The 12,658-nt window shown below is 70.9% G+C and carries 15 protein-coding genes and 1 pseudogene; 4 read left to right on the top strand and 12 right to left on the bottom strand.

What is annotated here, in order from left to right; all coding sequences use genetic code 11:
• Positions 1-67 precede the first annotated feature (67 nt).
• Both JKP76_RS17715 and JKP76_RS17720 read left to right on the top strand, forming a co-directional pair.
• Positions 68-379 (top strand): hypothetical protein, encoded by a 312-nt coding sequence (locus JKP76_RS17715; RefSeq protein WP_200492145.1) that lies wholly within the window; start codon positions 68-70, stop codon positions 377-379.
• The gene (locus JKP76_RS17720) at positions 376-1,440 is read left to right on the top strand and encodes a helix-turn-helix domain containing protein (RefSeq protein WP_200492146.1); all 1,065 of its coding nucleotides are present in this window, start codon (positions 376-378) and stop codon (positions 1,438-1,440) included. Before JKP76_RS17715 ends, JKP76_RS17720 begins: the two co-directional genes overlap by 4 nt.
• A 93-nt stretch (positions 1,441-1,533) precedes the next feature.
• On the opposite strand, the gene JKP76_RS22760 is transcribed toward JKP76_RS17720, so the two are convergent.
• The 11 genes and pseudogenes from JKP76_RS22760 to JKP76_RS17765 all read right to left on the bottom strand — a co-directional run bounded on the left by JKP76_RS22760 (position 1,534) and on the right by JKP76_RS17765 (position 10,394).
• Positions 1,534-2,157: a proton-conducting transporter membrane subunit gene (locus JKP76_RS22760; protein WP_255522709.1), complete on the bottom strand. Its 624-nt coding sequence runs from the start codon at positions 2,155-2,157 to the stop codon at positions 1,534-1,536.
• On the bottom strand, positions 2,154-2,996 hold the full coding sequence (locus JKP76_RS22765) for a proton-conducting transporter membrane subunit (RefSeq protein WP_255522781.1): 843 nt from the start codon (positions 2,994-2,996) through the stop codon (positions 2,154-2,156). Before JKP76_RS22765 ends, JKP76_RS22760 begins: the two co-directional genes overlap by 4 nt.
• A 5-nt stretch (positions 2,997-3,001) precedes the next feature.
• On the bottom strand, positions 3,002-3,682 hold the full coding sequence (locus JKP76_RS21660) for a proton-conducting transporter membrane subunit (protein ID WP_242471997.1): 681 nt from the start codon (positions 3,680-3,682) through the stop codon (positions 3,002-3,004).
• Complete coding sequence (locus JKP76_RS17735) at positions 3,679-6,543, bottom strand: NADH-quinone oxidoreductase subunit M (protein WP_242471998.1); 2,865 nt, start codon at positions 6,541-6,543, stop codon at positions 3,679-3,681. The genes JKP76_RS21660 and JKP76_RS17735 overlap by 4 nt, the downstream gene beginning before the upstream one ends.
• A complete protein-coding gene (locus tag JKP76_RS17740) occupies positions 6,540-6,857 on the bottom strand; it encodes an NADH-quinone oxidoreductase subunit K (RefSeq protein ID WP_200492147.1) in 318 nt (105 codons plus the stop codon). The genes JKP76_RS17735 and JKP76_RS17740 overlap by 4 nt, the downstream gene beginning before the upstream one ends.
• Positions 6,854-7,435 carry an NADH-quinone oxidoreductase subunit J gene (locus JKP76_RS17745; RefSeq protein WP_200492148.1) on the bottom strand — a complete coding sequence of 194 codons (582 nt, stop codon included), beginning with the start codon at positions 7,433-7,435 and terminating at the stop codon, positions 6,854-6,856. The genes JKP76_RS17740 and JKP76_RS17745 overlap by 4 nt, the downstream gene beginning before the upstream one ends.
• Positions 7,436-7,445: 10 nt before the next feature.
• On the bottom strand, positions 7,446-7,718 hold the full coding sequence (locus JKP76_RS22770; RefSeq protein ID WP_309233036.1) for an NADH-quinone oxidoreductase subunit H: 273 nt from the start codon (positions 7,716-7,718) through the stop codon (positions 7,446-7,448).
• Between the two features lie 70 nt (positions 7,719-7,788).
• Positions 7,789-8,385: pseudogene (locus JKP76_RS22775) on the bottom strand (NADH-quinone oxidoreductase subunit H); the annotation flags it as partial.
• Complete coding sequence (locus JKP76_RS17755) at positions 8,378-9,457, bottom strand: hypothetical protein (protein WP_200492149.1); 1,080 nt, start codon at positions 9,455-9,457, stop codon at positions 8,378-8,380. The pseudogene JKP76_RS22775 and the gene JKP76_RS17755, both read right to left, overlap by 8 nt.
• Before the next feature lie 38 nt (positions 9,458-9,495).
• Positions 9,496-10,068: an NADH-quinone oxidoreductase subunit A gene (locus tag JKP76_RS23635; RefSeq protein ID WP_309233075.1), complete on the bottom strand. Its 573-nt coding sequence runs from the start codon at positions 10,066-10,068 to the stop codon at positions 9,496-9,498.
• A complete protein-coding gene (locus tag JKP76_RS17765; RefSeq protein ID WP_200492150.1) occupies positions 10,017-10,394 on the bottom strand; it encodes a helix-turn-helix transcriptional regulator in 378 nt (125 codons plus the stop codon). Before JKP76_RS17765 ends, JKP76_RS23635 begins: the two co-directional genes overlap by 52 nt.
• A 118-nt stretch (positions 10,395-10,512) precedes the next feature.
• Between JKP76_RS17765 and JKP76_RS17770 the strand changes: the two genes are divergently transcribed.
• Together JKP76_RS17770 and JKP76_RS17775 are read left to right on the top strand one after the other, a co-directional pair.
• Positions 10,513-10,920 carry a four-helix bundle copper-binding protein gene (locus JKP76_RS17770; protein WP_163208134.1) on the top strand — a complete coding sequence of 136 codons (408 nt, stop codon included), beginning with the start codon at positions 10,513-10,515 and terminating at the stop codon, positions 10,918-10,920.
• Positions 10,921-11,426: 506 nt separating this feature from the next.
• Entirely contained in the window at positions 11,427-12,023 is a 597-nt protein-coding gene (locus tag JKP76_RS17775) for a DUF305 domain-containing protein (protein WP_163208136.1), read from the top strand.
• A gap of 314 nt (positions 12,024-12,337) precedes the next feature.
• Here the strand turns inward: JKP76_RS17775 and JKP76_RS17780 are convergent, their stop codons facing one another.
• Positions 12,338-12,604: a heavy-metal-associated domain-containing protein gene (locus tag JKP76_RS17780; protein ID WP_163208138.1), complete on the bottom strand. Its 267-nt coding sequence runs from the start codon at positions 12,602-12,604 to the stop codon at positions 12,338-12,340.
• Positions 12,605-12,658: the final 54 nt, after the last annotated feature.

Consider the following 12,658-nt stretch of genomic DNA (forward strand, 5'->3'; position numbering starts at 1 on the left):
GCCGAGACGACGGACAGCGGCAGCCCCTGCGCCGGCACCGTCCCACGCCGTCTCAGCTTGCCGCGCCGTGCTGCAGGCCTTCGTCGACAGCTATGGCGGCGACACCCACCGGCTGCTCACCGACTTGGCCGACGTCATCGGCGCCAGCATCGCTTACGTCGACCGGCCCACTGTCGAAGCTCACCTCGAGCGGCCCCTGTCCGACCGGGAGTGGGCCGCCGTCGCCCAGCAGTTCACGGCCATGGCCTTCGACGACCACGTCGGAGACGCCGGCAGCCTCCGCACCGACTGGATCGAAGACGTCCTTGCCAGGGCCGGCGTACCCGGTCGTGGCCACACCGGTCAGCCGGTCGCCGGATGTCCATGGGGCGGGGCATGAGCGCCACCCGGACATGCCCGGCCTGCGGCTACAGCGGCACGTACGCCAGCCACGCCCTGGCCGACGTCCACCACGCGCGCCATTCTTGTGCGAAGCACCAGCAGGCCATGGAGCGCGCACGTCGCCGTGTCCAGCGCGCGAAGGGCCGGGTGACGCGGGACTGCAACCATCCGCGTGCTCGGCATGTGCACGGCACCCGTGCCGCCTACGTGAAGGACCGCTGCCGATGCACCGCCTGCACTGCCGCCAACACCGCGGCCGGCCGTGCCGTCCACCGCGCGCAGACCTTCGGCCGATGGCGGCCGTTCGTAGACGCCGCCCCGGTGCGCGAGCACGTCCGCGCGTTACGCGCCGCCGGCATCGGCGTCGAGCAGATCGCCATGCTCGCCGGCATCTCGACCAGCCACGTCCGCGAGCTGACTGGCCCGGGCCGCGACGGCCACCCAGGCATCCAGCGCGTCCGGCCCGACACCGCCCACCAGGTCTTGCGCGTTCGCGTCGACCAGGCGAACCGGGCGCCGCGCAGTCACGTCGTCGCCACGGGCACTCGTCGACGGCTGCAGGCCCTGATCGCCGTTGGATGGCCCCACGACGAGCTGGCCGCCAGGCTCGGCCGACGCTCCGCCGGGCTCCGACGGAGCATGCTCAGCGACTCCGTCACCGCGCAGACCGCCCAGGACGTCAGCGACCTCTACGAACAGCTGTGGAACCTGCGCCCACCACGCTCCACCGTCGACCAGCACGCCGCCGCCGACGGCGCCCGTGCCTTCGCCGCCGAACGCGGCTGGCTGCCACCTCTGGCCTGGGACGACATCGACACCGACCCAGAGCCGCAAAACCACGCTGGACGCGTAGAGAAGGACGACGACCTCGACGAGATCGCCATCGAGCGCGCCCTCGCGGGCGACGGCGTCCGCCTCGAGCACCTGACCCCCGCTGAGCAAAAGGAGGTCGTCCGGCGCCTCACCGAACGCGGCAAGTCCATCCGCGACATCGCCCAGCAGCTCGCCACCACCAAACGAACCATCTCCCGCCGGCGCGCATCCATCAACGCCGCATGACCATGTGCGGCACATCGTCGTCGAGGGGCAGCGCCGGCACGGCTGCGGCCCTGTACGGCACGCCATGAACTCCGGCGACCGGGTGGCGGACAGTCAGCCCGGCAGGAGGACAGCGAGCCAGACGCCCGACCAGATCCCGAGAAGCAGGGACACGACGGCGGCCGTATGGAGAACGACGACCGGCTCGATCACGACACGCTGCGCCGTTCCCGCGAAGGTGCCCGGCTCCGTCCCCCGGGCAGCCGCCGCCGTGCTTTCGCTGGCGGCGACTCCCGTAGCGGCGGGAGCGATCCAACGCAGGTAGTAGAAGAGGCTCGCCACCGTGTTGATGGCCGCCACGACGACCAGCCACGCGAGCCCGCCATCCCAGGCCGCCGCGAAAACAGCGAGCTTGCCGACGAAGACCGCCGTGGGTGGAGTGCCAACGAGGCCGAGCAGGCAGACGACGAGGCTGACGACGAGCCATCGGTGGCGTCCGATCGCGGTCGCCCAGTCGGTGATCGTGCGGGCCCCCGGGGCCGCCGCGACGGCGGCGAAGGCGCCGATGTTGGTCACCGCGTAGCCGGCCAGGTAGATCGCCAGGGCCGGGACGGCGAGGTCGGTGCGGGCGGCGACGGCGACGACCATGAACAGGTAACCGACCTGGCTGACCGTCGAGTAGGCCAGCAGTCGCAGGACGTCGGTCTGGTTGAACGCCGCCAGGTTGCCCAGGGTCATGCTGGCCGCGGCGATGACCGCGACCAGGAGCGGTACGTCGAGCGGGACGTCGGCGAACGGCTCGGCGGGAGCAGCCGGAATGCGGCAGCGACCGCGCCGACCTTGGGAATCGTGGTGATGTAGGCGGCCATAGGCGGGGTCGTGCCCGCCGTGACGTCGGGAACCCAGAAGTGCACCGGCACGGCACCGGCCTTGAAGGCGACCCCGGCGAGCACGCCGAGGACGCCCACCGCGAGCAGCGCCGGGGGGGCATCCGGGAGCAGCGCGGCAAGGTCGAGGTATCCGGTCGTGCCGGCGGCGAGCACTAGGGCGGCGACGCCGACCAGTATGAGAACGCCGACGAAGGCACCCATGAGGTAGTACTTCATCGTCGCTTCGACACCTGCGGAGTCCTTGGCGAAGCCGGCGAGGGCGTACAGCGGGACGCTGGCCAGCAGATAGGCCGCGACGAGCAGCAGCAAGTCGCCGCTGGCGGCCAGCGCGACGCTGCCGAGCCCACCGAGCAGCATCAGGACGTAGGCCTCGGTCTCGCGCGGGTGTCCCGCCAGCGAGGCCGATGCCAGCCAGACGAGGACAGCCACACCGAGCGCGATGACGATGCGGACCACGCCGGTGGTGGTGTCGACGACCCAGGTGCCCTCGAACACCCGCTCCGCCGGCTTGGGCAGCGCGACGGCAGCAGCGACCGCGCTGGCCAGGCAAGCGACGGTGACCAGGAGCCGGACCCGCCACTGCCGGTGCTGCGGCGTCCAGAGGCCCAGGAGCAGGCCACCGACCGCGCCCAGGAGCAGCAGCAACTCGGGAAGCAGGGCGAGCACCCGCTCGCCGCCCCCGGACATGCCCGTCACCGGGACACCAGCTCCACCACCGCCATGGCAGCCGGCTCCAGCACGTCCAGCAGGGCACGCGGGAGCACTCCGAAGACCAGGGCGAGCACGAGGAGCGGGACGATCGAGGCCACCTCGTGTCCGCGCAGGTCCGCCATTCGGGTCGCCGTCCGCGGCTGGGTGGCAATCGCCGTCCCGCCATCGGTCCGCTCCGAAGCCGGGCCCTCCCCCGTCTCATCGGGGTCCGTCTCGGACGGGACGACGGTGTCGCCGGTGAGCAGCCGCTGCAGGGCCAGCAGGAACAGCCCCGCGGTCACGAGGATGCCGACGACGGCGAGCACTGTGGCGACGGGCGCGGCTTGCAGGGCTCCGGTGAAGACCTGGAACTCGGCAATGAACCCGGAGAAGCCGGGCAATCCCAGGGAGCCGAACGCGGCGACCGCGAGGCACGCCGCAAAGACTGGCGCCGGCCTCGCCAGGCCGCCCCAGCGGTCGAAAGCGTAGGTGCGCCCGCGGGACCACAGCACGCCGCTGAGCAAGAACAGTGCGCCGGTGAGCAGGCCGTGGCTGACCATCTGGTACATCGCCCCGACCGTGGCCACGGTCCGGGCACCCTCGTCTGCGGAGGCGACCAGGCCGGCCGAGCCCAGGCCGAGGAGCACGTAGCCCATGTGGTTGACCGAGGTGTAAGCGATCATCCGTTTGACGTCGATCTGGGCGAGGGCGACGAAGGCGCCCCACGCAGCACGCTGATCACCCCGACGACGACGGCGACCATGGCCCATCGCTGCCAGGCCTCGGGCAGGATCGGCATGGCGATCCGCACGAACCCGTAGGTGCCGAGCTTGAGCAGGATCCCGGCGAGGACGGCGCTCCCGGCAGCTGGGGCGTCGGTGTGCGCGTCGGGCAGCCAGGTGTGGAACGGGAACAGCGGCGTCTTCACCGCCAGGCCGAGACCGATCGCCAGCAGGACCAGGCCGCCGGCGACCGGACAGTCCGCCAGCGGCGGGTTCTCCGCCAGCGCCACCATGTCGAATGTCCGCTCCTCGCTGCCGAGGAACAGCCCGATGAAGCCCACGAGCAGCGCCAGGGACCCGATGAACGTGTAGAGGAAGAACTTCAGTGCGCTGCGCCGGGCGTTGCCGTGTCCCCAGCCGGCGATGACGAAGTACATCCCGACGATGGACAGGTCAAAGAAGACGAAGAAGAGGATGAGGTCGAGCGAGGCGAACGTGCCCAGGCAGGCGGTCTGCAAAAAGAGGAACAGCGCCGCGTAGGTGTGCGGCCGGTCCGGCTCTCGGAGTGAGTAGATGGCGCAAGCGAGGAACAGCACCCCGGTCAGAGCCAGCAGTGGCAGGGAGAGCCCGTCGACGCCGATGCGGTAGCCGGCGTCGACCGTGGGGATCCACTGCAGGTCCACCTCGTACGCCAGGCCATCGACGACTCCCGAGGCGCCCTCGCCGGGCTCGAAGCGCCACCACATCCAGCCGACCAGCGCCAGGTCGACGGCCGAGACCGCCACCCACAGCCCGATGGCGGCGCGGCCGCTGAGCCGGCGGGCGGCCAGCAGCGCGCCGGCGGCCACCAGCGGCAGGAAGATCACGACGGTCAGCAGCACGACTACCTCACCACGAGCAGCAGGACGAGCAGGAACCCCAGGCCGACGACGGCCTGGGCGTAGTACTGGTGCAGTAGCCCCGTCTGCGGACGACGCGCGGCACTCCCCGCGTGGCGGAACGCCGTCGCCATCGCGCGGACCGCGCCGTCCACCACTCCGGTGTCGATTCGCGCGGACCCGGCGGCAGTACGTCGGGTCGCCGAGGCGACTCCCGACACGGCGCTGTCCAGGACGCCGTCGTCCGCCCGTGATGCCATGCTCGCAATCCGGCGGGCGCCGACAGCCACACCCATCACCGCCCGGTCCAGCACCCTGTCGTCCACGGTGGCTAGCACCCGCGCCACTGCCATGGCCGGTCGCGGCGATAGCAGCCGTCCCAGCCCGGCCCACGAGGCGAGCGGACCCCGAGAGAGCTGCTCCATGACGGCAGGGCGGGCCCGGACCACGGCGACGGTCAGCCCCAGGGCCACCAGCGCGAGCGCCCCGGAGAGCAGCAGCTCCCCCAACCCCGGGGACGGCTCCCCCTCCACGTCCAGGACCGCCTTGAATTCCTCTACCACGGCCGGCAGCGCGAGCACACCCAGCCCGGCGGCGAACACGGCCAGCACGCCGGCGACGGCCGTGCGTCAGGGCCGGGACGCGCCGGGTGCCCGGCTCCTCCTCGTCGAACGCCTCGTCCCCCGCCGGCCTGGCGAGGACGACGGCCAGGATCCGACCGGCGTAGATCGCGGAGATGGCGGCGGCGGCAAGGCCCACCACCCGCAGGGCCGTTCCGTCGACACCGGCGAGTACCTCGTCCTTGGTGGCCCACAGCGACAGCGGTGGCACGCCGGCCAGGGCGAGGGCGGCGACGGTGGCCGCGGCTCCCATTCCCGGATACCGGCGGGCGGCGCCCCGCAGACCGGCTAGCTGCTTGGTGCCCAGCGCGGTGAGCCAGGCAGCGGCCGCGACGAAAAGGCCGGCCTTCACCGCGGCGTGCGCGACGAGCTGCGCCGTCCCGCCGGCTGTCGCCCCCACCCCGGCGGCGAGGACGACGAAGCCGATCTGCGCGGCGGTGCTGGCCGCGAGCAGCTGCTTGAGGTCGGTCTGCGCCACGGCCACGGCACCCAGGACCAGGGCGGTCAACGCCCCCGCCCACGCCGCCGCCGTTGCGGCCCAGCCGGTCGCGGCGAGCAGTGGCTGCATTCGGATCAGCAGGTATCCACCGGCGGCCACCATCGTGGCCGAGTGCAGCAGCGCGCTCACCGGGCTCGGCCCCTGCATCGCGGCCGAGAGCCAGGCCGAGAAGGGCAGCTGCGCCGACTTGCCGAGCGCGGCGACCAGTACGCCGGCGGCGGCCATGTCCGCCCAGCCGCCGTTGGCGCTCTCCAGATCGGCCAGCACCAGGCTCCCGGTCGCGGCCAGTGCCGCCCCGGCGGCGACGTACAGGCCGAGATCCCCGGCCCGGGTTGTCACGAACGCCCGGGTGCCGGCGGCCAGCTTGCCCGGCTCTTCCCAGTGGTAGCCGATGAGCGCGTAGGAGGTCGCCCCCATGACCTCCCACGCCAACAGAAGCGTGGGCAAGGTTGCCGCGGTGACCGTCGCCAGCATGGCCGCAACGAACAACAGCAGATAGCCGAAGAAGCGGGCCCGCGCCGTGTTCCCCGGCAGGTCCGCGACGGCGAAGAGCGTGACCAGCAGGGCGATCCCCGCGACCAGGACGATCAGCACGGCGGAGAGCCCGTCGACGACCAGGCGGAGGTCCCCGCCCTCGACGACTCCGAGGAATGGCACCGACAGGCGCGGCCGGGTCCCGGCCACCAGCGCTGCCAGTGCCACGCCGACCCCCGTAACGGCCACGGCCAGCGGGCCGGCGGCGCGATCGGCCCGCCGACCGGCGACCAGCAGCCCCGCACCGGTCAGGGCGGGGAGCAGCACCAGCGCGCCGAGGACGGCGCTCATCCGCGCAGGTCCGACGCCATGTCGATCATGTCGAGCTGCCGAGCTCGATAGAAGGCGACAGTGACGGCGAAGCCCATGGCCATCTCCACCGCCATAACCACCAGGGCGACGACGACCAGCATCTGGGCGTCGGGGAGCTCCGGCGCGAGGAAGTACCAGGCCGCTCCCCCGGCCAACAGCACACCGTTGAGGACGAGCTCGAGGCCCATCATCACCATGACGATCGTCTGCTGGGACAACGCCCCGAACAGCCCGACGCCGATCAGGCCGGCGGCGACGGTCAGCACGATCTGGAGCACCAGTTCGGCGGTCATCGGCGCAGTCCCCCGGGCACCGGGTCGTCCGGGTGCTCGGCGTCAAGACCCGGGCCGAGGCGGTCGTAACGGCCGCGCGAGGTGGCCAGAACGGTGCCGGCCAGGATCGTGGTGAACAGCCCGATGCCGATCACCAGCATGACCAGCATGTGGCTGCCCATGATCGCCTCGCCGAGCTGGCGGGTGCTGTCGTCGGGGCGAACCGGGTTCGTCGTCGGCCAGTCGATCGTCCAGATGCCCACCGCGAGGAGGACGAAGACTCCCGCGCCGACCGCGGCCGAGCCTTTGGCGTTGTGCACCATCGTCATCGGCATGAGCCCGGCCGGGTTCATCATGAACATGATCATGAAGACGGCCATGATCGCCATCTCGATCGTCATCATCAGCGCCGTCACGACGGCCAGGTAGACCAGGTCGAGGGCGAGCAGGACGCCCGCCACGGCGAGAAACGACGCCAGCAGGGCGAAGGTCGCCCGTGCCATCGAGTCGACGACGAAGACGGCGACCCCCGCGGCGACCGACAGGACCCCGAGGACGGCGACGGCCGTGATCGCCCAGCCGGAGAGGTCGCTCAGCATCGGCTCCTCCTCACGCGTAGAACCCGTTCAGGACGAGCACGGCGACGACCAACGCCTGCAGGAGCGTCAGCGGGACGAGGACCATCCAGCCGACCTCCACCGTGCGGTCGGGCCGCAGCACCGGCATCCGTCGTCCCACCCAGACCAGAGCAGCGACGACGGCCAGGGTCTTCAGCAGGTGCCACAGCGGGCCGGGCAACCAGGGGCCGGAGTCGCCGCCGAGGAACAGCGCCGCCGCCATGGCCGCGCTCGCGCCGAGGAAGACGGCGCGACCGGCCTCCACCAGCAGCCGAGTCCACCCCGGACAGTTCCGAGGTGATGCCGCCGGCGATGTCAGCTGCGGCCGGTGCGGCGAACGGCCCCCAGAAGGCGAAGGCCGCGGCGCTGGCCACAAAGACCACGAAGGCGACCGGCATCGTGACCACGAACCACAGGCTCTCCTGCGCGGCCACGACGTCCGTCGTGCGCAGTGAGCCGGCCCCCAGGCCAGCCGTGATGAGCGCGAACATCAGCGGCAGCTCATAGGCCAGGCCCTGGGCGAGAAATCGGTATCCACCGGTCAGGGCATGGACGGCATTCGGACCCCAGCCGACCAGCCACACCGCCGCCCACAGCAGTGCCTCCATGGCGTTGAACCACACGAGATCGGCGCTGGTCGACCACAGGGTTCGGCCAGCCACGGGTACCACCGCCAGAGACAGCAGCGCCAGTGTCGGCACAGCGACGCACCCGGTTCGCCACAGCAGCCGATCCGGCGCCAGAGTCGTCCGCCGCTGCTCGACCAGCAGACGCGCGCTCGAGCGGATCGGCTCGACAGCGGCCCCAGGCGCGCCGAAGACGACGACGCGGTCGACCGCCGTCACCACGACGCCTAGGACCAGACCGACCGCCACGATCCCAAGGACTGCCGGGACCAGCCCCCACGCCTCCGCCAGAGTCTGCTCAGGCATGCAGGTGCTCCGGAGCCGAGACTGCGGACACGGGGCTGAGGTCGAGGCTGGCCACGATCAGCCGTGCGCTCCCGATCTCGGCGCCCTCCACCAGGGCTGCGACGCCGTCCAGTGACATCGCGGGCAAGTCCTCGACCGGCTGCCCCGACGCCATGTCGCACCAACGCCTGACCCGGTCCAGGGCGTCTCCCCCAGATCCGCGCCTCCCGATGCCTCCGGCCGTCCACGCCAAGGTCCGCGACCGGCTCACCCGCCGCGCCACGGCCTCGGCGAGCCGCTGCGCCTCATCTCGATTGGCTTCCTCGGCCACCCTGTCCCGGGCGCGGCGTGCGTCGCGGGCGGCCGTCGGCCAGCCGGCCACGTCGAGGAAGTGGGCGAGCCGGTCGAGTGCGGCCCGCTGGGAGTTGGACTGGTCATGCGCGGTGGAAACGGTGCCGGCGTCGAGCCAGGCCAGTTCTGCGGAGGTGAGGACGTCACCCTGCAGATCCGCCCGCAACACCAGACCAGTCGGCCAGCCCAGCAGTACCGGCCCGAGCGCCACCTTCAGAACGTCGAGTTCGAGCCCATCCCGGTCCGGGCCGGTCGAGGCCATCGGCAGCCCGGCCACCTCACCGCCGTGGTCCATGCCCTCGTGACCACCGCCGTGGTCCATGCCCTCGTGACCGGCCTGGCCCATGCCCTCGTGACCGGCCTGGCCCATGCCCTCGTGACCGGCCTGGCCCATGCCCTCGTCCTGGGCGTCCTCTTTCTCGTCCTTCCCGAGCAACGAGGCCGGCGACGGCCGGCCGTCCCCCTTCGTTCCTGATTCGGCCGGCCGGACCAGCGCAGCTCGGCCCTGGTCCAGAGCAACGGCGAAGTCCTCGGTGCGCTGCACGTCCACTCGGTGCCGCGGCTCGAGGACCTGGCTCCACAGCACCTCGACGGCTTCTGCCAGCTCGGGTCCGGGTTCGCCGAGGACGACCAGCAAGTCGGTGTCCGCAGGCGACACGGCGCACGGCCAGCCGCGCCGGTCCAACTCGGCCTCGACGGACCACCGGAGCATCGTCACGCCCGGGGCGTCGACGAGCAGCACCCGCGGCCTCGCCAGCGCCCAGGTCCGCAGCCGAGCGATCACGTCCATCGCAGCGCACCTTCACGCCAGACGTACGTGACACCGACGAGCAGCACGGCGAGGAAGCCGAACATCTCGACGACGGCCGTCGTCCCCATGTCCGCGACCACGACCGCCCACGGGTACATGAAGATCATCTCCATGTCGAAGGCCAGGAAGAGGACCGTGACCGCGTACCACCGCGCGTGGTAGCGGGAGACGGCGTGCTGCTGTGGGAGCAGGCCCGACTCGTGACGGCAGCACGGCGGCGGGCTCCCGGGCGGTGCGCAACGCCGCCGACAGCGCGTACAGCCCGACGATCCCGGCCCCGACCAGGGCGGCCAGCGACAGCAGCGCGACCATGGCGCTCTCCTCCCCTCAACGGAGATGCCGCTGGGAGCGGCCGGTATCGGGCCGGGGATACGACAGCGATCATCCGGACGACCGTCCGGGTGTGGCCGACTGTAGGGGCGGTCGTGGATGTTCGCGCGGCGACGATCACCCCGCCTTTGGCAGCCGTGCCAGCGTCGACACCCAACTGTCAGTCGTCGTCCGGCGCCGCTTCCGAAAGGACGACCAACTGGCGGAGGCAGTGTTCCCGCAGCGGCTCGGGGAAACCCTCGGCCAGGCGGTAGAACACGACGCGCCCCTGCTTCCGGTTGGTCACCAGTCCCGCCGTGCGCAACAACCGGAGCGCGTACCCCACGGCGTCCTCGTTGGCCTCCAGGGCCAGTGCGAGATCGCCGACACAGAGCTCGTCCACCATGTCGAGCGCGAACAGGACTCGGGCCCGGGTGGGATCGGCCATCAGGCTCAGCACGCTGGTCAGCTGGGCGACTTCCTCCCGGCTCGGCAGCCGGGCACGGGCGTGCGCGACACGTTCCGGGTCGACCGGATGGGCGTGGTCAGGTTCAGACATCGAGAAACACCTCCAGGCCGCCCATACCCGTACGGGTCTGCGGGTACCGCCGGAATCGTCAGCGCCCGATCCGGGCGACATCCGAGCCAGCCGGCGCCGGCAACCCGAGGAGGCAACCATGACCGTGGCAGCCCAGATGCTCGACACCTACCCCAAGGATCTCGGCGGGGTGGACAAGCAGAAGCTGCTGGCCTGCATCGAGGCCTGCTTCGAGTGCGCCCAGGCCTGCACCGCCTGTGCCGACGCCTGCCTCAGCGAGGACAAGGTCGCCGAGCTGACGAAGTGCATCCGCACGAACACTGACTGCGCCGACATCTGCGACGCCACCGGCCGCGTGCTCTCCCGGCACACCGGCTACGACGCCAACCTCACCCGGGCGGTGCTCGAGGCCTGCGCTGCCGCCTGCAAGGCGTGCGGCGACGAGTGCGAGAGCCATGCCTCGATGCACGAGCACTGCCGAATCTGCGCCGAGGCCTGTCGGCGCTGCGAGCAGGCGTGCCGAGACCTCATCGGCTCGCTGGGCTGACAGGCACTGCACGGTGGGCCGGCCCCGACGGCGCCAGGGCAAGAGCGGCCTAAACGACGCCCCGGGGCCGAACCATCGCTCCAGCGGCGCTGATCGTCGAGCTGCCACCGCCGACCGCCGAAGGCATCGTGGTCACAACGACACCCGACGCCATCGCCTCCACAGATCGGCTCGCTCTTCGTCCAGTCGTCCGGCGTCGCGGGCTGATGTCGCCCGGTCGATGCCGAACAAGTCGGCACTCATGGCGAGTTTGTCGTGATCGCAACGCCAGCTGTCCCGACGGCGGTACCGACTCTTCGGTTTACCCGTATGACCGTACGGGCATTCGGGCGATCGACGTACGCCAACCAACATCTACCCATGCAGCGGTCTCGCGCCTCGGCCGATACCGCTGCAACAACACACATGTGACGTCGCAGGCTGCGGCGAACGGCTCGCGTGACGATGCAGTCATTGGTTTGCGGAGTTCCTCCCCACCGATGACAGCCAGGACGGAGATCGGATCCATGGCGACCAAGAAGAGCGACGAGACGAAGGAACACGGTCAGGACGGCGGCATGTCCCACGAGACGAAGATGTACCTGCGCTTCGCGGCCATGATCACGACGTCCATGGTCGTCATGTACTTCACGATGTTCGCCGGCACGTGGGAGTGGAGCCACGTCCAGTTCAGCCAGAGCCGCGTGTTCATGGCGGTCACCATGGGCGGCACCATGGGGTTGATCATGCTCGGCTGGATGCTCAACATGTACAAGAACATGAAGGGCAACATCGCGATCGTGGCGGTGAGCCTCCTGCTGCTGGGCGGCGGCATCGCGCTGGACCGCAGCCAGGCCACCGTGCAGGACTCCGCGTGGATGAACGCGATGATCCCGCACCACTCGCTAGCCATCACCCGGTCCGAGCGCGCCGACATCACCGACGTCCGGGTGTGCCAGCTCGCCGTCGAGATCATCAAGGCCCAGGAGCGCGAGATCGCCGAGATGGAGTGGCTGATCCAGGACATCGAGGAGAACGGGGAGGCCGCCACGGCCGAGGAGGCGCAGGCCCGCGGCGTTCCCGACTTCGAGGGTTCGGCCCTGCGGGACTGCGCGTCGGAGTGATCGCGGTAAGGGCGGCCACATGTCCCTGACGGTGACGACTCGAGCAGGGGTCTCCAGCCGGCGGTCACGGTCCCGGTCTCGTCCGGGACCGTGACCACCCTGAGCACCTTCGGGCCTATGATGAGGACGCGGAGCTGCGCCACGGCCGGCACTTACAGCGCGACGGCTCCCGAAGGGGCGCCATCCGAGTCGTGCCGACACAAGGCCACTTTCGGTCAGCTGCCTGCGGTGCCGCCGCCCGCGTGGCGGACGTCGGAATGGGCCGGCGATGGGCCGCTAGCGGTACCCCACGAACAGCCTCCGGGCGCAGACTTTCAGCTGCAGCCGCAGCCACACCCGGACGTCTGCTCTCCAGCCCCTGCGAGCAGGTTGACGGGCTCGGCTACCTGATACCCGGCTTCTTCAACGGCAGTGCGCACGGCACCGTCGTCCACATCGGCCACGGCGCTGACGGTGAGTCCACCGGTGGCGAGATCGACGCTGACGTCGGTGACGCCGGGAACCTGGCGGACCTCTTCGGCCACGGAGTTGACGCAGTGGCCGCAGGTCATGCCGACGACGCTGTACGTGGCGGTACTCATCTCGAATTGTCCTTTCGATCCCTCATGGACGTGCATTGCCGTGGATGTTCATTC

This window comes from Blastococcus sp. TML/C7B (assembly GCF_016612845.1).
GTDB lineage: Bacteria > Actinomycetota > Actinomycetes > Mycobacteriales > Geodermatophilaceae > Blastococcus.